Raw genomic sequence first — 19,826 nt, 5'->3', positions numbered from 1 at the left:
GTTGCTCCGCAACGGCGATGCCCTCCAGGGCATGGCGTTTGCGCGAATGCGCTGTTCGGCGTAGACGCAAGGGAACGCGCACCAAGACAAAACAGCGAAGTTATTACAGTGGAAAAAGCGATGCAGCGCGGTCTTGAGGGTTTCCCCGCAGGAAGCAAAGCTTCCAAGCGTCGCTAGACGCGACTTCGAGCCTTGCTCGTGCAGCGACTGCATCAAGAAAGAAAAAGCATACCCTAAAGTCTCAAATAGTCATTGAAACCCAAAGTTTGAAGAATATCTGCACGGCACATGGAACAGGAAAAGAGCATGATTTCCAACTATTTAAACGCAGTAAAGTAAAACCAATTGAATCAATAGAAGTACTAGCAGACAAGGGATATCAGGGGTTGAACAAAATTCACAGTTTTAGTTATATACCTATTAAAAAACCAAAGAAAAAAGCTTTGACGAATCGCCAGAAAGAGTACAATCGCGAATTGGCAAGACATAGAATCTATATCGAACACGTTATTCGTTGTCTGAAGATTTTTCGGATTTTGGCTCAACCATACCGTAATCGTCGTCGTCGATTTAAACTACGATTTAATCTTATATCTGGCTTGTATAATCGCGGGCTTGATTTAGCGATCGCATGATTCATGCAAGAGGTCTGCTATATACATTGGTTTAGACGTATGAGTTTTTCTTGGTAAATTAAGCTCTTGCAGGCTTAGTTTGACTGAAAATGTAAAGTTTTTTATCTAGATTCAACATTTCTGCCCATAGTCATAAAAGAGGGATTATAGTCTATTTTAAATTTGTCGATTGTTTAAGTACCTTTAGTTGGCAGCCAGAATTTCAATACCTTTGATTGCAGGATTTTCGATGTTGTTGAGAAACTCCAGATTCAGGCTACCGTCAGTTACTGTCGCAGTATGAGACAGCACGAAACCTTGATTTTGCCCCGCAACTTCAAACTGGTCGATATCGTCAAACACCAGCGGTACGGTACCTTCTACCGCCACGCCAAACACTCGTTCTCCTGCGGTATCGATTCCATCAAAGATTTCGGCAAAATAGAGATTGACCTGATACTCGCCATCTGGTTCGACATCGAACTCCCACTGCATATTGGGGCTAGCAGCCAAATTGAACCTTTCTGACTGGAATACAGCTTCTGGGGCGCTCGCAGGTGTGTCGAGACCGCTAATATCAATTGGTGCGGTAGTAGTAAAAATGTTATCTCCACCGCTGCCGACTCGAAAGGAAGAGGGATTGCTGTTAGTATCTGCACTCCAGGCAAGTACACCATCGGTCGCTGCTGCCTGTCCTCCACCAACATTAATTCGATACAATACTTCAGGCTGAGTCGGAGCATCATTATCGACTATAGTACCAATACCGGTAGGGTCTTCGATGTTGGCACCAGAAGCATCGAATAGATCGACGGAGAAAGTTTCGTCGGGTTCGGTTTGTGAGTCATCAAGAATATTGACAGTTATGGTTTGAGTTGTCTCACCAGGGTCAAAAGTTAGAGTGCCGCTGTTAGCAACATAGTCATTACTAGCAGTAGCAGTATCATCAGCAGTAGCGAAATCTACTGTTACCGTTGAAGTACTTGCCTCTGATAGGCTGACAGTAAAAAGTGCCGTGCCCAAAGCTTCATTAACAATTTGGTCGTCAATAGATAAAACAGGCAGTTCGGGAACGTCATCAATAGAGAGAATTTCAATGGCTTTGAGCGCAGAATTTTCGATATTGTTGAGAAATTCCAAGCTCAAGCTACCGTCAGTTACTGTCGTAGTTTGAGATAAAACAAATCCCTTATTTTGACCTGCATTTTCAAACTGGTCGATATTGTTAAATAAAAAAGGCGTAACTCCTTCTACCGCCACGTCAAATACTCGTTCTCCTACGGTATCGATCCCATCAAAAATTTCGGCAAAATAGAGATTGACCTGATACTCGCCATCTGGTTCGACATCAAACTCCCACTGCATATTGGGGCTAACCGCTAAATCGAACCTTTCTGATTGAAATATTGCTTCAGTAGCACTAGCAGTTATGCTAGGGTCGCTCAAATCAATAGCGCTACTGGTAGTAAAAATGTTATCTCCACCGCTGCCAACGCGAAAAGCAGACGGATTACTATTAGTATCTGCACTCCAGGGAATCGAACCATCTTTTGAACCTACTTGTTGTCCGCCTACATTGATGCGATATAAAGTCTCAACAGTACCTGGTGGTGATGCTGTTGAATCAATAGTCAAATCGAGAAAATCTGCAGTAAATGGCTCTGAGCCATTGGAAGTTGAAGTCATGCTGACTACGGGACCGCTTTGGACACCATTGATAAAAGATTTTCCCTGCAATACACTAACGATTTTTCCATTAAGATCTAGCTGGATTGGAGAATTGCCAATAGTTTCTATCGGAGTCCAAACACTGTTAACTTGATAACGCCAGCTTGGTGTCACTTGATAAGTTGCTAAATCTACATTTAGAAGCAGCTCGATTTGGTCATCATCGATCGCATTCAATAGTTCCTCAGCATCAATTTCTAAATTTTCGAGAATGGTATCGTTTTCTTCATAAGTCACCTGCACGCTAGGAGCCAGTGGCAAATCGCTAGGGTTTGAGGCACCTACGGCAATTTGGAAAAAATTAGACATAGAGCCATCGCCTAGGGTAAATCCCATAGAGGCTGACTCTGACCAATTGACTAAATTGTTGGCATCGCTGGAAAACGGGTTGAAAATGGGGACAGTTATCGTAAACTCTCCAACGTTAGATGTCGGCAAAAATCCAGTCTGAAGTGCATCTTGTTGAGTATTCTCAGTTCCTAAAAGCGTTCCCGATTCCACACTTTTTACCTGAAAAATCCCAGGTGCGCCACCGCGAATCGTATTATCTAAATCTGTTAGTTCTTCTAAAGAGCCAGTTCCATTAATCATCCAGCCAGTCATACCAATATTAAAAGGTCCTTCGGCTGGCGTTCCTTTACCAGGATTTTGTCCGCTGTCAGAGGGATTAAAATCCCAAAATAGAACATCGCCACCTTCAAGCATAATGCTCGATCCGTTAGCAGGATCGTATTGTAAGGGATCGATATTGTCATTTATTTCGTCATCATCCTGGTCGTTATCTGGTGGCGGCGGCGCGCCTGGAGTTAAAACTGCGATCGCGTCGGCTCCAAATTGTGCTATCCAGACGGTGTTTTCAAATAACCCACTGCCATTCACTCCATTAGAATCTACTGCTGTTAAGTCTAAAGGTGTACCACCAACCGCAACCGATTCAGTATCCGCAACGCTCGTACCGTTTTGCGTACCGTCAGATTCAATTTCAAAAAAGGTGGTATCGCCGTTAAATGAAACTACTGCCAAAATTTCGGCATCTAAATTGTCACTAACCCCGCTTCCAGTGTATTCAGTCAGACCATTGGACGAACTGCCATTAGTAACTAGGGAATTGTCTGTGCCAGGATTAGAGCCATCAGGATTATCTCCTGGGCTTAGATAGAGGTCTGCTCCTGGAAGGGTAATACCACCTGTAATCGAATTCCAGTCCGATGGAAGATCGTCGGCAGTAGTTGTCGGATTGTTATTAGAATTGTCTGTTTCTGTAAGTTGTGTAACTACAGGTAAACCACTGCTAACATCTACAGAATACAAACCCGCTGCTTCACCAGAAGCATTAATTGGGCTGGGGTGCCCAGCATAAAATCCATTAGTTACAAGATGTAGGTTGTCTTTATCGCTATCATTGCCCGTATCTACATTAATATTGGGATTATTAGTGCCAATTTGGCTGGCATCAGTCACTGGTTCTCCAGCCGCAGTTAGAGGAATATCTCCCCAACCATTGTTGGGCCCGTTATCAAAGGTGTAAAGATTACCTGCTTCTGTATTTACTACATCGTAATGGTTGCGATATCCCAGAGAATAAATTTGCACTGGTTCGCTAGGAGCGTATTTAGCTTGGTTTCGTCCATCGTTGCCTCCAAAAGTATCTCCTGCTTCTGCATCGTCTGCTCCCGTAGTGCCAGTAGCCGTGTCCTGTCCTTGAGGATTATCGGTACGTGTGGGATCGTTTAGGGTTGGTAGAGCGTAAACATATGGAGCGACATAGCTAGTACCCCCTTGTAATCCCTGACTGCCTTCAATTTGTTCCAATTGAGTAAGATCTACTCGTAATACTGCTGTCGAGTAATAGTATTCTGATGTCCAGGCAAAATTATTACTGGGAGCACCTCTATTAGTATTTCCCCCCGAAGCTACGTACATAATTTGGTGTGGTTCGCCATTTACCAACTCGGTACGAATATCCAAACCATTAATCGAATGGTTTTCTTCAGAACGAGGTAAGCCAATAACCAAATCAACCTTCGACCAACGAGAGTCTCCTAGTGGCGCTGTAGGATTAGTCAGGGTAAGCCGAGAAATAATACTAGAGTTTGTGTCTAAATCCTGTTCGGTGCCGCTGCTGCCACCTCCAATACGCGGATCGCTAGAAGTAACATATAAGATGATATTACCATTTGTATCTTGTTCGACACTCAACCCCGTTACCTGACGATTATTAATATTCGTATTGAGTGCCCCATCATCATTATGATTGGGAATATTTTTTATTAAGTTAATAAATTCAACTTCTCCAACAACCTCATATCCAGTAATTTCGCCTTGAGCATCGGTAACAGCTTGTACTTCGGCTGCTAAAATAGTGCCATCTTGTTGTGAAACATATAAACGACCATCGCCTCCAAACTGTAGTGATGTTGGATTGTTGACATTTAAACCAGCCAGAGTTGCTTGAGCGAAGTTAGTGGTTAAAACCATAAAAGTTGCTTGACCATATACTAATTTGTCGTTTGTCCCCTTTTTCCTAGCTATAGACTTTCACGATCGCTGGGAGAAATAAAATTTTGCACCAGAATAAAGATAATTGACTAGTCAGGTAATTTGAGTACAGCGATTCTAGCTTTTTGAAACATGTCAGTAGTTTGTCGATAATCTATTTTGGAACTTATTATAACTATTTATAAGTAAATACATTTAAATTGTAAAGAAAAAATAAATACTTTAAGTAACCGTGCTTATTCGGATGGTGGTGTAACAAAAAAGTGTATTAGGTAGAATAAACAAAACTAGAAAAGTTTGAGGTGTAATTATCACAATGACAGTCTGGATAGCAGTAAAGTGTCCCTTTTGCCAATCGACTAATGTAGTCAAAAACGGCAAATCCAAACAAGGAAAACAACGCTATCGCTGTCAAAATCAGCAATGCGCTCGCTCCAGTTTTATTTTAGACTACACCAATCATGGCTATAGACCAGAAGTCAAACAAAAAATTGGTGAAATGGTAACGAGTGGAAGCGGGATTAGGGATACAGCCAGAGTCTTAGACATTAGTACCTCTACTGTAATGTCAGAACTAAAAAGAGGCGATCGTAACTATTTAAGATTATTCGGTAAGTGACTAATACCCTTGATATTCCATTTCCATCAATTTCTCTAGCTTACGAATAACTAAAGCAGCATTGGTTTGAGGATTCCCATCATTATCATCCTATCTTTCTTTCCCTAACCATTCTCTAAGTTCTGGTGTCGAACGAAATGACCAAGTATTTCTAAATGACAATTATCAACATACAGGGTCGAAAAATCTACTAAATTAAGTTAATATCTTATATCTCAACAAAAATACTTATATTAAGCCATTATCTTGATTTACTAAATACTTTCTGAAGTTTTGCATAATTTTTCTCTTTAAAACGTATCAATCTACAGATACAACAAATCAAAATCAAAGAGGAAAAACCAATGGCAATTTTAAAGGGCGACCATCTAAACAACACCATCAAAGGTACCAAACATGACGACGATCTTTACGGTTACGAAGGTGATGACAAACTTTACGGTAAAGACGGTAATGATTATTTAGATGGTAATTTCGGTGATGACTACCTCGATGGTGGTAAGGGTGATGACGATCTTTATGGTGAAGACGGTCATGACCAACTGTACGGAGGTAAAGGCGATGATTATTTAGATGGTGGTTACGGTGATGATTATCTCTATGGTGGTAAGGGTGACGATCAGCTTTATGGATTTTATGATGATGACTATCTCGATGGTGGCAAAGGAAACGATTTGCTTTACGGTGAAAATGGCGACGATCGCCTTTATGGAGGCAAAGGTTACGATACTCTCTACGGTGGTGCGGGGGCTGATACTTTTGTTTTTGAGAAGCTAAACGAAAAAATTGACGTGATTAAAGACTTCGATTGGTACGAAAACGATATTATTGAAATTGATAAACACGGGTTTGGGGCTTCTGACTATCACGACTTCCACTACGATGAGCATACTGGTGCATTATCGTTCGAGGGAACTCATTTCGCTACTATCGAAAATCCGTCCAATGGTTTCGATCCAATCTACGATATTAACTTGGTCTAAAGGAAGTAATAAATTCACTTTTTGCTGCTATGAAAATTGAGCCAGAGGAAGTTAGAGAATATTTCTATACGGCATGGCGGACATTAAAAGGGTACGAAATAATTAATGCGATTGGCAGAAGGTTTATATTGGTCTACTGTCGAACATTACTTCCAAGCGATGAAATTTCCTGACCAACAATATTCTGACTATCGCGAGCAAATACGTTTGGCTCGTTCGCCAGCAATAGCTAAAAAATTAGGTCAGACACGAGACTATCCCCTTAGAGAGGATTGGGAAGAGGTTAAAGAAAAAGTAATGCTGTACGCTCTACGGAAAAAATTTAGTCATCCAAAAATGCAGGCAAAACTACTTCGCACTAGAGAGCGACATCTCTACGAAAATTCCCCATACGATTACTACTGGGGAATTGGCAAAGACCACGAGGGACAAAACCGTCTCGGAGAGTTACTAATGTTGGTTCGTGCAGAACTATCAGCATCAATTTAAAGATTAATTGCTTATGCTCTATACTTTTTACTTCGGTCGAAAGAAAACAAACCGCAGAGTTTTTAATAGTAAATAGTTGGCAGGACGTTTGCGTCTTGTTCGGTCTTAAAATCCACTATCGCAATCACCACTACTTCCAGCATCATAATTACTACTGTGACTATTATCGTAGAAACCACTATAAAAACTAGCGTTCATTTTACTGAATTTTCTTTTGCGTTTAGAAGCTTTTTCAGTCAAAGCACCCGCTAAAACCAAAATTACAGCCATGAACAAAATTAGTAGAATATTCCCAATCTTTATTTAGTGGTAAGTTTGTAATTCTTATGATAACAACAGCTAAAACATACTTAATTTATTTCAAATGAACGATATTATTAGCGTCGGTGGAGAAGTCGAGCAGATAAAAGTGTCATTACGTTTCACTGGCGACGATCTAGACCCAGACTTTATCTCTAACTTGCTCGATTGTCAACCAACAATAAGTTACCGTAAAGGAGATGTTTTATTTGGTAAAAGTTTTTCTCGTGTCGCCGATTTAGGATTGTGGAGTCTTAGCGATGTAGAAAAAGATACAAACACTTTAGAAATAAAGATAAGACGCTTACTTAACCGCGTTTCTGCTGACTCTGCTGCTTGGAATTGGTTAAGTCATTTTCAGGGAAATATTTTTTGTGGTGTGTTTATTGAAGATTGGAATCGTGGCTTTTCACTATCTTCTGAATTGATGCAATATCTTGTTGAGCGAAAATTGACCATAGATTTTGACATCTACTGTAATGCTATTTTTTTAGAAGACGATGATGAATAGATTTTTAGTTTGTTTCAAAAAGAAAGATAGAACAGATTTTTAAAGTAAATCTTAAGATGCCTAAAATTCACAGCTTGATTATGTTCTAGATTATAGCCAATATTATTATGGAAGCTACAGTTATATTGCTTAAATTCGTGTTAGCACTAATTTTATTAATACTCATATTTGTAGCTTTGCTTTTTACCAGCACTCAAAGCAAGACAACTACCAAGTCTAGAAAAAGAAAAAGAAATAGCAGTACGAACACTGGTTATTATAGCTTCTATGATGGTAGTCACAGCAATCATGACACTGGAAGCAGCAGCGATTGCGGTAGCGATTATTCAGGCGGTGCTGATTGTGGTAGTGGTGATGCTGGTGGTTGCGATGGTGGATTTTAAGAATAAATTAGGGCGATCGCTTTTTGTTGAGAGTCACAATGTGGATAACGATCGCCTCTGGCGCAAGCTTCGCGATCTCGGAGTCAAACAAATCGATTGCTTTGAACTTCAACCCCTATTACAGAAAGCTTTAAAATTGCAAGGCTATAATCTCATCGGCGATGACTTTATTACTAGTACTCCTCAACCTCTTTACGAGCGCATCCTACCGCTTTTATCCTAGCTTCGCACCACTGTAATGTTATTCAGCAGCATGTAGGAAAGGGAGTCAACTGTCTCACTCGGTGGTGGGAATTCAACCCACATGAAACATAGAATTATTGAATTTTCAAGGTTTTAGAAAATTCCCTCAGCGTTCCTAAATAATTTAGTTAGGCTGAAACGGGTCGCACTAGGCTACGCGGAGCGCATCAAACAATTAATTGAGACTACTAAATTCTGGCTGAAAACTGAAGCAATAGAAGCTGAAGAAGAAAAGACTGAAAGCGAAGAATTAAAGCAGGATGTTGTTGAGACAGAATTATCTGCTGACCCCGTTCCTTTTTGACTTATAGCAAATAGAAAACAAGTATTGTAGATATTTTAGAATCTAGATATCTGCTTTTTTATATTCTGTCGAAATTGGGCGATCGGCTCTGCCGCTGCAATCATGCAATCGCGCCCCCAATTTTTTTGCGTTGCTTTCTGCCAAAAGTAAAAAAAAGCAAATTAGTGACTTATTATTTTTTGTGTAAAAATAGTACGGCAATACAACTATTTACTTTAGGCTATTTATTTAAGTAAGTTTTAAAGTAATTGGAGGAAGGAACCTTGGCGAAAACTGTCATAGATGTAGATAATATCAATGGCAATAATGGGTTTGTAATCTCCGCTTACAATCAACTTTTCGATTACGATGCCCTTGGTAAATCTGTTAGTAATGCGGGGGATATTAATGGCGACGGTCTGGATGATTTTATCATTGGCGCACCCAGTGCGGGACTGGCAACAGTAGTCTATAACGATAATGAGTTGTATGATGTTAGCGACCGTCGCGGCGCAGCTTATGTTATTTTCGGACGCGAAACTAACTTTGCTGCCGATTTTAAGGTGAACGATCTTAATGGTGAAAATGGTTTTACGATTGAAGGACTGAATGCAGTCGATCTCCTGGGGTCTTCTGTAAGCGGTGCGGGAGATGTTAACGGCGATGGTTTTGACGATTTTCTCATCAGCACACCTACTAAAGTTCATCTAATTTTTGGTAGCGATACGGGTTTTACTGCCAACTTCGATCTAAGTAGCCTCGACGGTAGTAACGGCTTTACTCTCCAGGGTGAAAAACCTAGCACTTTTTGGGGTTATGACCTTAGCAGCGCGGGGGATATCAACGGTGACGGATTTGACGACTTCATCATTGGTGCGAATGGAGTTGGAGAAATTTCATCAACTGGCACTACCAATAGGCGTGGTGCAGCTTATGTAGTCTTCGGTCGTAAAAAAGGGTTTGCTGCCGACTTTAATCTCGCTAGTCTCGATGGCAGCAATGGTTTTAGCCTTCGGGGTAAAAGAGCCGAAGATTTATTGGGCTTTGCCGTTAGTACCGCAGGGGATATTAACGGCGATGGTTTGGACGATCTGGTTGTCGGTGCGCCAGGGGCTGGCGACGATCTTCCTAACTCCAATACAATCGACGACAAACGCGGTGAAACCTACGTGATTTTTGGTCGTAAGAAAGAATTTGCTGCCGAGTTCGACCTAGATCGTCTTGATGGTAGCAATGGTTTTAAGATTAAAGGCTTGAATAGAGGTGAATCTTTAGGAATTGAAGTCGCTAATGCAGGAGATGTCAACGGTGATGGCTTTGATGACTTTATGGTTGGCTTCGGTGCTGGCAATAGCAGTATTAGTAAAGTTTATGTTATTTTTGGAGGCGAAGATAGCTTTACCAGCGAGTTCGATCTGACTAGTCTCGATGGTACTAATGGCTTTAGTATAGGTCTGAAGGGAGATGTAAAAGGAAGCGATCTTGCCAGTGCGGGAGACATTAATGGTGATGGCTTTAGCGACATAGCAATTGGTGCGCCTGAAATCTCTCAATACGGAAACGGTAGCAGTTATTTTGGTGTAGCTTACGTTCTTTTCGGCAGCGAGCGCATCTTTGCCCCAACGATTGATGTAACTGCCTTAGAGTCCGATAATGGTTTTACTGTTAGAGGTGTTGAGTTCTACGGGGGCTTGGGAAGTGCGGTTAGTAATGCTGGAGATATTAATGGTGATGGACTAAGCGATATTATTCTCGGCGTACCATCTTATGCGTTTCGTTTTAATGGAGATGCGGGCAAGGCTTACGTGATTTATGGCTCCCAAACATCAATACCTACTGGGACTAATAAAAACGATACGATTGTGGGTAGTTCGGGTGACGATCGCCTTTCTGGATTGGCTGGCAACGACAAGTTGCTAGGACTCGACGGTAACGATACTCTAATCGGTGGGTCGGGCAGAGATCGTCTGTTGGGTAATAACGGTAAAGATGTTCTCTATGGTGGTGTCGGTAGCGATACCCTCAACGGCGGTAATGGCAGCGATCGAGTTTGGGGCAATCAAGCTCGCGATCTGGTTTATGGTGGTACTGGTAATGATACTCTCTCTGGCGGTACTGCTAAAGATACTTTAGTCGGCGGTCGGGGTAACGATCTTCTCAATGGCGAAGCTGGTAACGACCGTCTTATTGGGGTAGCCCTTAATGGCGGTAGTTTGGGGTCTGGCGAACAAGATACTCTAACTGGCGGTAATAGTAGCGATATTTTTGTTTTAGGCAATAGATCTGGTGTCTTTTACGATGATAGCGATAATTCTACGGCAGGAGATAAAAATTTTGCCTATCTTACAGATTTCAATCCCCAACAAGATAAAGTGCAGCTAGCGGGTACGGTTGATGAATATTTTCTCGACTTCGTGCCGAGTAGTGGAGATAATCTCAATGCTCAATTATTTTACGCACCTGAAGCTGCTGTTGAAGGAGAACTTATCGCGCTCATAGAAAATGTCTCTGCCAATTTAAATCTTAACAATAAAGCATTTATCTTTGTCTGAGTTGTACGTGGATTCTGAGAACAATTCGTTCTTAAAAAACTACCTATATTTAATTCGACGCGATTATCCGAAGGGTACGCTGAGTCCTTCTGACTTGCGTTGCGCTTTCGGCGCGCATCGCACCCCCGATTAAAGCGACATTTGTATTACACCAACTGATATATGCACTCTCTACCGTTTGTAAAGTATTTAATTATGGCTTAACTATAATGAATAAAACCAATTCGAGCTATGATTTGCTTATAAAAATTCAACAAATAAAACTGATTAAATTAATCGGTTTACTATAGCTAACTTACTATGGTAAATATCTTCGCTCTTGATAATATCAATGGTAGCAACGGCTTGATAATTAACGGTATCGCTTCAGGCGATCGCCTGGGATATTCTGTCAGCAATGCTGGCGATGTTAACGGTGATGGTATTGAAGATATTATTGTCGGTGCGCCCGAAAAATTATACGATGAAGCTTTATATAACAATTACTTCGGGGAAGGCAAAAGTTATGTAATATTTGGGCGCAGAGAAATTGACGAAGATAAAAGCGTCGATTTAGACAAGCTTAATGGTAGTAATGGGTTTGTCATCAATGGTATTGAAATAGGCGATGGCTCTGGTTTCTCTGTCAGCAATGCAGGAGATGTTAATAGTGATGGTTTTGATGACTTAATTATTGGTGCGCCAAATTTATATACACCCGATCCCGAAGCAGATCGCAGCTATGTATTGTTTGGGGCAACAGAAGTTGGTAGCAACGGCAGTATCGAACTAAGTTCTCTAGATGGCAGCAATGGTCTAGTAATTAATGGTATCGATGTGGGAGATGACCTTGGATTCTCGGTCAGCAGTGCAGGAGATGTCAATAACGATGGTATTGAAGATATTATTATCGGTGCGCCAGATACTAACTCTGGTGAGTTTGAACTATCAGGGGAAAGTTACGTAGTATTTGGTGGCAGTGACGGCGTTATCGATCTAGATGCTCTCGATGGTAGTAATGGCTTTGTAATTAACGGAATTACTGCATATGATTATTTGGGTAGTTCTGTCAGCAATGCAGGTGATGTTAATGGTGATGGTATTGAAGATATTATTATTGGTGCGCCTTTTGCCGAACGCTATAGTACCAACGATACGGGCGCGAGTTATGTAGTGTTTGGGGGGGCAGAAGTCGATGACATTGGTATCTTACAGCTAGAATTTCTCGATAATTTTAATTATGATGTAGATACTTCAGTGCTTCTCGGAATCAAAGAGGGCGATCGCGCTGGTAATTCTGTTAGCAGCGCAGGGGATATCAACTTAGATGGTGTAGACGATCTAATTATTGGTGCGCCTCTTGCCGCTCCCAATGGCAATGATGCTGCGGGAGAAAGTTATGTAGTCTTTGGCAACTCCGCTCCAGAAATCGACCTCAATGGCGATGCAGTGGGTATCGATTTTACTGCCAATTTTACAGATAGTCCCGTTGCCCTTGTCGATACTGAGAATCTTACCATTAGCGACTCTAGCTCTAGTACTCTTGCTGGAGCAACCGTAGTTATTACCGCTCTTTTTGACGGCAATAAAGAGTTGCTTGCCGCCGATACTTCGGGCACCAACATTACTGCTAAGTACGGTTTTAATTCTGGTAATGGGGTTCTTTCTCTGACTGGCAAAGACAGTATCAAAAATTATCAGCAGGTTTTGAGAACTGTTACCTATAACAATACTGCCRAAAATCCTTCTAGGGGCGATCGCGCTATCGAATTTACCGTCGATGAAGGCGTGGTATTTAATGACGTTAGTGCTATTGCCACTACTACTCTCAGCTTGAATACGATTTTTGGCGAAAATCAAAATGTTTTCAATCTTAACAACATCAATGGTAGCAATGGCTTCGTAATTAACGGAATCGAATCAGGCGATCGCGCTGGTTCTTCTGTAAACGATATTGGAGATATCAATAATGACGGTATCACCGACTTAATTATCAGCGCACCAGGTGCCGACCCCACACCAGAAAACTACGTCATCTTTGGTGGTAGTGGTATCGGTAGCGATGGCAGTATCGATCCAAGTACGCTCGATGGTAGTAATGGCTTTGTAATTAACGGAAATAACAATGGCAATGCCTTTAGCAATGCAGGAGATGTCAACGGTGACGGTATTGAAGATCTAATTATAGGCGCACCAGGTGCCAACCCAGCAGGAAAAAGCTATGTAATCTTGGGCGGTAATGGAATTGGTAGCGATGGCAGTTTGGAGGTAAGTTCCCTTAATAGTAGCAATAGTTTGGTAATTAACGGAATTGAGGCTGGCGATCGCGCTGGTTCCTCCGTAAACGATGGGGGAGATATAAACGGCGATGGTTTTGATGACCTAATTATCGGCGCACCCAATGCAGAGGGAATAGTAACTTTTGAATCTTATGATTACTTTAATAATGGTGAAAGTTATGTAGTCTTTGGTGGCGAGGGTGTAGGTAGCAGTGGCAGTTTGGAACTRAGTTCTCTCAATGGTAGTAATGGTTTCGTACTTAATGGTGTTGATGGTGGAGGAGCGAGCCGTTACGATGAAGATCGCTTTGGTGCCTCAGTTAGCAACGCAGGAGATATTAATGRTGATGGCTTTGAAGACATAATTATTAATGCACCAGGTTACGCATACTACGGCGCTCAAGGTGGAAACAGTGAAACTTATGTAGTATTCGGCGGCAGTGAAGTTGGGGCAAGTGGCGCGATCGCAGCAAATACCCTTGATGGTAGTAACGGCTTTGTTGTAGACGACATAGAGTTTGCTCGTTCGGTAAGCGACGCAGGGGATATTAACGGCGATGGGTTTGACGACATAATTATCGGCGCAGGCTTTCGCTTTTATTACGGCAGAGGTCCTGTTTTTGTAGAAGGGGGATACGTAGTATTTGGCGGCAGCGAAGTCGGAGATCCTGGTCTTATAATACCCGACGCGTTGGATGGCAGCAACGGATTTATTTTAGAAAGTAGCGAAAGGGGGGATCTTCTGGGGTATTCGGTAAGTGGYGTGGGTGATGTCAATGGCGATGGCTTTGAAGACTTGCTGGTCGGTGCGCCTAAAGCTGGTCGTTACTACAGAACCGTAAATGGCTATACCTATTCATTTTCTAGTGCAGGTCCTGGTGCGAGCTTTATAGTTTTTGGCGACGGTAACATCGGCAGCGATGGCACGCTCGCAGTAGACGCTTCTGACAGTACCAACAGCATAATCTTGGTAGGTAGCAACAATGGTGATGACACTGGTGCTTCGGTCAGCGATGCGGGAGATATTAACGAAGATGGCATCGATGACTTAATTGTTGGCGTACCAGGTGACGACCCCGCAGGAGAAAGCTATGTTGTCTTTGGTAATGCCGCACCACAACTCGATCTCAACGGTGAAGCGACGGGTACCAATTTTACTACTACTTTTACCAATAGCCCTGTATTTCTGGTCGCTCGCCAAAACTCTATTATTTCTGACTCTAACTCAAATACTCTCTCTCAAGCTACTGTCGTTCTTACTAACCTCCTCGATGATAATAATGAAATTCTAGCTGCCGACACTACTGGTACTGAAATTACAGCTAATTATAATGCTGCAACTGGTACGCTCTCCCTAACTGGAGAAGACAGTATTGCTAACTATCGCCAAGTTCTCAAAACTATCACTTATAACAATACTGCTGAAACTTTAGATACGCGCAATCGTACTATAGAATTTACTGTCGATGATGGTGCAGTTTTTAACAATATCAGTACTGTTGCTACGACTACAATTAATTTCACCAATACTTTTTCTGGTTCTGGCGGACAAAAGAGATTTACAGTAAATGCTGGCGATGGCGAAGTAATCATACTAAATCCGATTTAAAAAGTATGTAAACATGTGGTGTTTTTAAGCCAATGATCTCACGGGGTGACAATAAGTTCAAAAAGACGAGAGGATAAGCCTTTTGGCTCTAATACCCCGTTGATAAAAAGGGAGCTTATTAGGAGTTAATTTCATCAATTGTTCGAGCTAATCGCAGCACAATGGAAAAGTTGTCACCCACAAGCCTCCGTACAAACCTATCCAGAAATTGCTATGTCTTTTCTCCTTTCTGAAGTTTTCTTTTAATCTACATACATAATCTTTAACGCCTTTAAAAGCAATTGCTTGCCCTTGATTAACTGCACAAGTATAGGCAATTGCTATTAGCAAAATTAAAGATAACAATCGTTTATCGTTTCCTTGACATTTTTCTAAATTGTAGCCTCCAGATTTACAATCTTTAAACATGGCTTCGATTCCCATACGTTTTTCATATGCTTTAATTGCTGGTTTTAAACCAGATAGATTAGTAATTAAATACCATCCTTCATTTTTATCTTTCTTTCGAGTGGTTTGACTCCAATAGAAAGCCAAATTAACTTTAACCCAATCAGGTTGTTTAGTGAAGTTTATTTGTGGAAGATAAAAACTTTTTATTGAAGGCATATTTAGAGATTTTAGCTGTTGATAATCTCGACCCTCTAGCCGAATGTATTTATTACTTTTAGTTCTTAAAACGTATTGACAACCTTGTTTTGATAACCAGTCTGCTAAATTAATATTGCCAAACTCTCTATCTCCAATTACCACTACTTGATATCCTTTTAGCAATCTCAAAACTGATTTTAGCAATCTTTTTTGTTCTGATATGTTACTGTTTCCTTTTTTGGTTAATAACATCCAATCTATGGGAATAGCTCTCTTGTTCTTGATTAAACTGGCTACAAATAGGTTACGTTCCTGCCATCGGGTTCTGTCTATTGCCAGGTAACAAATCTTTGGTTTTTGATGATTGATTTTTAACCATTTCTTGAGAATAGGAAACCAAGTACATTTAGTAGTTAACTGAGGCAGCATTAAAAATCTTTGAAGATGACGGCGGCGACTTTCGTATTTTATGGGAATCGCTATTAAAGCAGCTAGTTTTTCTATTTGAATTGTTCTGTAACTTTGCAATACTAATATTAGTATTCTCAACGTTGCATATTGTCTGGGGGTCAAGTTCGACGAAAGACATTTGTGATAAAATTCAGGCAACATTTTTGATTAGGGGGTTTTCTCAATTAACTCAACCCCCTTTTTTTACCATCGCACCGTTACATTTAACTGTTTATCTTGTTTTTCACTCCTTTGTCACCCCGTGAGGCCAATGATAATTGGTCAACTTATGAACTTCATCTTTCATTTCACTGACTAGACAGCAACGCTCTAATAAAATATTTTCAATCTCATTAATAGTTTCAAAATATTGATTTACCAATGGCTCATCTATCAACTGCCAAAGTCTTTCGGCAGGTTGTAATTCGGGAGAATAGGGAGGTAAAAATTCAATTTCTATTCCTGAAGGAATTATGGCTGTTTTACTTCGATGCCAACCCGCATTATCTTCTACCAAGATAATTTTTTTTGATTACTAACTCCAGCATCAATCGCAAATTGTCGATCGACCAAATTAAGCCAATTTGTATTAACTCTTGGAATTAAGTACCACAAGGTTTCCCCAGTTTTCGGTTTCACAAATCCATAAACATACAACCATTCGTAGCGATGTTGTACGACCGCTTCGGGTCGATTACCAATTTTTGACCAAACCTTTTTGAGTATTGGTTTTAATCCTATTCTATGCTCATCAAAAAACCATAGATCTATTTGTACGCCTGGATTTTCTTGTTCTAGTTTTTCAACTTTCAATGGGAGGTTAGCTTTGAATATTTCCTGCTCCAATTTATCCGCTTTTTTATGTGTTGGTCTTGGACTCTGCCAGGAGTAACCGCACTTTTTTAGATAGTCCCAACCTCGCTGATTCCAGACTTTTTCTTTTCCCGTTTCTGTTTCAATCCAGCGAGCCACTTTCGTTCCTGTCCAGATTCCTCCATCTGGCGGCTTATTCTCGATCGCTCTTGTTAGTTTTTCTAACTGTCGTTGCGATAATAACCTTTTTTTTCCTCTAGCATGATTRCTGGTTTGATTTTTGCAATTCTTGACCCCTTCTTCTCCATAAAGGTTATATCGACTAAGAATCTTTTGACCATAAGAATAAGAACATCCCACAGCGAGCGCGCTATTTTTTATTGTCCATCCCAAAGATATTTTCCACAGCAGATGCCATCTTCTAGCTTCTACGGAGTCTTTACTTTTAAGATATTTTTTTTTAAGCTCACTCGAACTAAAATGCTTGGCTAAATAAGCTGTTTTTGGCATTTAACATTTTTTTGTTATTTCTCTCTATTTTACACGTACTTTGGTAATCGGATTTAGTATCATTAGTGATTTTGGCGGCGTGGGTACTGGTATCAATCCACCATCTAAAGTTATTAATGAAGTAGATACCCTTCAGTTTATTGGTAAACAATTGACTGCGGATAATTTGATTCTTACTCAGAATGACAAGGATTTAGAACTTACTTTTAAAGGAGTAGCAAACACCAAAGTTATTTTGTCAGACTTTAACTTAGAACAGCTAGATAATCTACCATCAGGTATCGGTAACATTTTGTTCGACGGACAACAAACAATTGCCGATAGCTTTGATGTGTTTGATGCTGAGCAAATTCGCTCTCGCGTGTTTAATTTTAATACGGCTACTTTTTTAAATGATTTAGATAATATCCTTCAAGGGTTTAATAACTCCGATGATGTAATTGATGGTCTAAAAGGCAATGATGTTTTATTAGGACGTTCTGGAGATGACGTGCTGCGCGGTAATAGTGGCGATGACTTACTACTCGATGGTGGCAGTGGTAGCGATCGCTTAGACGGTGGTAAAGGCAATGATGGTTTATTTGGTGGTATTGGTGCTGATGAATTCGTGCTGAAAAAAGGTGCGGGAACCGATACAATTTTTGATTTTCAAGTTGGTATTGACTCGCTGATACTGGCATGAGGTTTAGACTTCAATAAATTGACAATTGGAACTAATGAAAATGGAACGAAGATTAGTTTTAATGAAACTCAAGAAGTTTTGGCGAATTTAATTGGGGTTGATGCTAGTAATTTGACTATGTCCAATTTCATCTAATTAAGTACATATTAAACCCCAAGAAGAGTCAGGACTTACGCACTTCAGCACTGAAAACCTTAATTTACCGTTACAAACTCGCTGCACAAACAACGTAATTTCGTTCAACTGCCTAAGTCCTGATTTAATTCATTTAAAAGTCAAATAAACAAACTTGGAGAAATCTTGAAATATTCTCCCAACTTCTTAGCCTGCTCTTTACTAATCGCTCTTTTACCGTTGACAATTGCTGAAATCAAACCTTTTGAGGAGCTTACAATACCCACTAGCTCGGATTGTTTGGTTTGACTAACTTCTAGAAGATGCTGCAAAATTTCGTGTGGTGGAAGATTTTGCCATTCTTTTAGATTGTAGTTAGCTTCTTCGTAATCTTCGATTAACTTTACTAGCAAACGTAGTAGGGCAGTTTCTTCAGAGGAACGATGCTTCTTTTTGGCAATCAATTTTTCCGCTACCGCAAGATTTTGTTCGTATTCTGCATCTGTTTCGATAATTTTAGGAATTAACTTAACCTCATCCAAAAGCTTGAGATAATTTTCTCGATTAATAGTAAGAATCATTCTTCCACTTCCCTTTATCATATTCAGCGTGAGTTAAAAAATACTTGAAATAAGCAACCTGTTCTTCGTAATCTATATCGAGAATCAAGCGATATTTATTTCCTTTGATATTGAACACTGTAAAGTTTCCCACTGCTTCTGCATCTCGATAAATTTGCTGTACATCAATTAGACTCTGCCACTGTGCTTGCTCGATGGTTTTACAAAATGCCTTAATTGTAGTAATAACATCTGGATATTTAGATGCAGCTTGTTTGAGCTTTCCAGCCGAAATTAAGTGCATTAGAATATATCATTAATTAGGTTTTCGTTTTGAAAACTTATTAATAATGTTTGCATATTGAAAACCCGATGTCAAATTTGAGAAGTTAAACTTGTATTCTCATAACTTCTGAATTTTAAAACCGTTTTTTAGTCGAGGAAACAAAAGAAGTAGCGATCGCCGCATCCACTGCGTTACTCCCTGCCCAAAACATCTCCATTCCTGCCAGAGTTGCTAGAGACTGACTAGTGGCTACGGCACAGTTTTTGCCAAGTACGGCTCGACGCTGAGAAGAGTAAGGATATTGAGAAAGATCGTATTCCATAAGCTGACAGGCATTCGATTTAAGATTTTCGACTCGCTATTTTTATATATTTTGCAGCTTCTGTCATACTTTTTCCAATTTGTTCGATAACTTAAACCTCAAATTATCGTCTTACTCCGTCGGCTAGAACCGCCGCACCGTTAACAAATTGAGCATTGTTGCTGGATAAAAATAAAGCAACCCTAGCAATTTCTTCGGGAGTACCTAGTCTTCCTGCTGGAATAGAGGCAATCGCAGCTTGAGCTTCTGCTTGAGGTTCTGGGGATAGCTCGAACTCCGAGCGCAACATTGGCGTATCGATCGGTTCTGGGCAAAGAGCGTTGACTTGAATTCCTCGATCTGCCCATTCTGCTGCTAAAGCTCTTGTCAGAGCAATGACAGCGCCTTTTGTCGCGCAATAGGCACTGTATAAAGGTTGCCCCACAACTCC

The 19,826-nt window shown here is 40.6% G+C and carries 16 protein-coding genes and 2 pseudogenes; 9 read left to right on the top strand and 9 right to left on the bottom strand.

What is annotated here, in order from left to right; translation table 11 throughout:
• Window positions 1-188 precede the first annotated feature (188 nt).
• Window positions 189-635: pseudogene (locus KV40_RS26335) on the top strand (transposase family protein); the annotation flags it as partial.
• 183 nt (window positions 636-818) lie between these two features.
• Here the strand turns inward: KV40_RS26335 and KV40_RS26330 are convergent.
• Window positions 819-4,820: a malectin domain-containing carbohydrate-binding protein gene (locus KV40_RS26330; protein WP_036487527.1), complete on the bottom strand. Its 4,002-nt coding sequence runs from the start codon at window positions 4,818-4,820 to the stop codon at window positions 819-821.
• Between the two features lie 337 nt (window positions 4,821-5,157).
• Here KV40_RS26330 and KV40_RS37480 point away from each other — a divergent pair, with 337 nt between their 5' ends.
• The 3 genes from KV40_RS37480 (at window position 5,158) to KV40_RS26315 (ending at window position 6,932) form a co-directional block, all read left to right on the top strand.
• Window positions 5,158-5,460 (top strand): IS1 family transposase, encoded by a 303-nt coding sequence (locus KV40_RS37480; protein ID WP_036487525.1) that lies wholly within the window; start codon window positions 5,158-5,160, stop codon window positions 5,458-5,460.
• A 344-nt stretch (window positions 5,461-5,804) separates the two neighbouring features.
• Window positions 5,805-6,443 (top strand): calcium-binding protein, encoded by a 639-nt coding sequence (locus tag KV40_RS26320; RefSeq protein ID WP_036487524.1) that lies wholly within the window; start codon window positions 5,805-5,807, stop codon window positions 6,441-6,443.
• Between the two features lie 105 nt (window positions 6,444-6,548).
• Window positions 6,549-6,932 (top strand): NADAR family protein, encoded by a 384-nt coding sequence (locus tag KV40_RS26315; protein WP_081942945.1) that lies wholly within the window; start codon window positions 6,549-6,551, stop codon window positions 6,930-6,932.
• A gap of 105 nt (window positions 6,933-7,037) precedes the next feature.
• Here KV40_RS26315 and KV40_RS35340 read toward each other — a convergent pair whose 3' ends face one another.
• On the bottom strand, window positions 7,038-7,202 hold the full coding sequence (locus KV40_RS35340) for a hypothetical protein (RefSeq protein ID WP_156114197.1): 165 nt from the start codon (window positions 7,200-7,202) through the stop codon (window positions 7,038-7,040).
• Window positions 7,203-7,296: 94 nt separating this feature from the next.
• Here KV40_RS35340 and KV40_RS32675 point away from each other — a divergent pair, with 94 nt between their 5' ends.
• The 4 genes from KV40_RS32675 to KV40_RS26295 all read left to right on the top strand — a co-directional run bounded on the left by KV40_RS32675 (window position 7,297) and on the right by KV40_RS26295 (window position 15,071).
• Entirely contained in the window at window positions 7,297-7,743 is a 447-nt protein-coding gene (locus KV40_RS32675; protein WP_052055986.1) for a DUF4279 domain-containing protein, read from the top strand.
• Window positions 7,744-8,010: 267 nt separating this feature from the next.
• Window positions 8,011-8,349 (top strand): hypothetical protein, encoded by a 339-nt coding sequence (locus KV40_RS26305; RefSeq protein WP_156114196.1) that lies wholly within the window; start codon window positions 8,011-8,013, stop codon window positions 8,347-8,349.
• Window positions 8,350-8,936: 587 nt separating this feature from the next.
• Window positions 8,937-11,204 carry an FG-GAP repeat protein gene (locus KV40_RS26300; RefSeq protein WP_172657350.1) on the top strand — a complete coding sequence of 756 codons (2,268 nt, stop codon included), beginning with the start codon at window positions 8,937-8,939 and terminating at the stop codon, window positions 11,202-11,204.
• Between the two features lie 300 nt (window positions 11,205-11,504).
• Window positions 11,505-15,071, top strand: coding sequence for an integrin alpha (locus KV40_RS26295; protein WP_052055984.1), 3,567 nt, complete (start codon window positions 11,505-11,507; stop codon window positions 15,069-15,071).
• A 147-nt stretch (window positions 15,072-15,218) separates the two neighbouring features.
• On the opposite strand, the gene KV40_RS26290 is transcribed toward KV40_RS26295, so the two are convergent.
• From KV40_RS26290 to KV40_RS34400, 3 genes are all read right to left on the bottom strand, one after another.
• Window positions 15,219-16,271 (bottom strand): IS4 family transposase, encoded by a 1,053-nt coding sequence (locus KV40_RS26290; protein WP_253274393.1) that lies wholly within the window; start codon window positions 16,269-16,271, stop codon window positions 15,219-15,221.
• An 82-nt stretch (window positions 16,272-16,353) separates the two neighbouring features.
• Window positions 16,354-16,626 (bottom strand): transposase, encoded by a 273-nt coding sequence (locus tag KV40_RS35335; RefSeq protein ID WP_156114195.1) that lies wholly within the window; start codon window positions 16,624-16,626, stop codon window positions 16,354-16,356.
• Window positions 16,620-17,432 carry an IS630 family transposase gene (locus KV40_RS34400; protein WP_156113982.1) on the bottom strand — a complete coding sequence of 271 codons (813 nt, stop codon included), beginning with the start codon at window positions 17,430-17,432 and terminating at the stop codon, window positions 16,620-16,622. Before KV40_RS34400 ends, KV40_RS35335 begins: the two co-directional genes overlap by 7 nt.
• 40 nt (window positions 17,433-17,472) lie before the next feature.
• On the opposite strand from KV40_RS34400, the gene KV40_RS26280 reads away from it, so the two are divergent.
• Entirely contained in the window at window positions 17,473-18,114 is a 642-nt protein-coding gene (locus KV40_RS26280; RefSeq protein WP_156114194.1) for a calcium-binding protein, read from the top strand.
• 275 nt (window positions 18,115-18,389) lie between these two features.
• Here KV40_RS26280 and KV40_RS26275 read toward each other — a convergent pair whose 3' ends face one another.
• The 4 genes and pseudogenes from KV40_RS26275 to KV40_RS26260 form a co-directional block, all read right to left on the bottom strand.
• On the bottom strand, window positions 18,390-18,809 hold the full coding sequence (locus KV40_RS26275) for a type II toxin-antitoxin system HigA family antitoxin (protein ID WP_036483819.1): 420 nt from the start codon (window positions 18,807-18,809) through the stop codon (window positions 18,390-18,392).
• Complete coding sequence (locus KV40_RS26270; RefSeq protein WP_036483816.1) at window positions 18,793-19,092, bottom strand: type II toxin-antitoxin system HigB family toxin; 300 nt, start codon at window positions 19,090-19,092, stop codon at window positions 18,793-18,795. Before KV40_RS26270 ends, KV40_RS26275 begins: the two co-directional genes overlap by 17 nt.
• Before the next feature lie 145 nt (window positions 19,093-19,237).
• A pseudogene (locus KV40_RS26265) lies at window positions 19,238-19,396 on the bottom strand (gamma-glutamyltransferase); the annotation flags it as partial.
• Window positions 19,397-19,499: 103 nt separating this feature from the next.
• Window positions 19,500-19,826 (bottom strand): SDR family NAD(P)-dependent oxidoreductase (locus KV40_RS26260; protein WP_036487520.1); only part of this gene is annotated, 327 nt, incomplete at its 5' end.

The organism is Myxosarcina sp. GI1 (assembly GCF_000756305.1).
Taxonomy (GTDB): Bacteria; Cyanobacteriota; Cyanobacteriia; order Cyanobacteriales; family Xenococcaceae; genus Myxosarcina.
The sequence above is the reverse complement of the archived record's forward strand: the minus strand, read 5'-3'. Positions and strand labels throughout refer to the sequence as shown.

Coding starts and splice junctions, on each gene's coding strand:
- KV40_RS26330 (WP_036487527.1), bottom strand. CDS start 4,820: ATGGTTTTAACCACTAACTTCGCTCAAGCAACTCTGGCTGGTTTAAAT.
- KV40_RS37480 (WP_036487525.1), top strand. CDS start 5,158: ATGACAGTCTGGATAGCAGTAAAGTGTCCCTTTTGCCAATCGACTAAT.
- KV40_RS26320 (WP_036487524.1), top strand. CDS start 5,805: ATGGCAATTTTAAAGGGCGACCATCTAAACAACACCATCAAAGGTACC.
- KV40_RS26315 (WP_081942945.1), top strand. CDS start 6,549: ATGCGATTGGCAGAAGGTTTATATTGGTCTACTGTCGAACATTACTTC.
- KV40_RS35340 (WP_156114197.1), bottom strand. CDS start 7,202: ATGGCTGTAATTTTGGTTTTAGCGGGTGCTTTGACTGAAAAAGCTTCT.
- KV40_RS32675 (WP_052055986.1), top strand. CDS start 7,297: ATGAACGATATTATTAGCGTCGGTGGAGAAGTCGAGCAGATAAAAGTG.
- KV40_RS26305 (WP_156114196.1), top strand. CDS start 8,011: ATGATGGTAGTCACAGCAATCATGACACTGGAAGCAGCAGCGATTGCG.
- KV40_RS26290 (WP_253274393.1), bottom strand. CDS start 16,271: ATGTTGCCTGAATTTTATCACAAATGTCTTTCGTCGAACTTGACCCCC.
- KV40_RS26275 (WP_036483819.1), bottom strand. CDS start 18,809: ATGATTCTTACTATTAATCGAGAAAATTATCTCAAGCTTTTGGATGAG.
- KV40_RS26270 (WP_036483816.1), bottom strand. CDS start 19,092: ATGCACTTAATTTCGGCTGGAAAGCTCAAACAAGCTGCATCTAAATAT.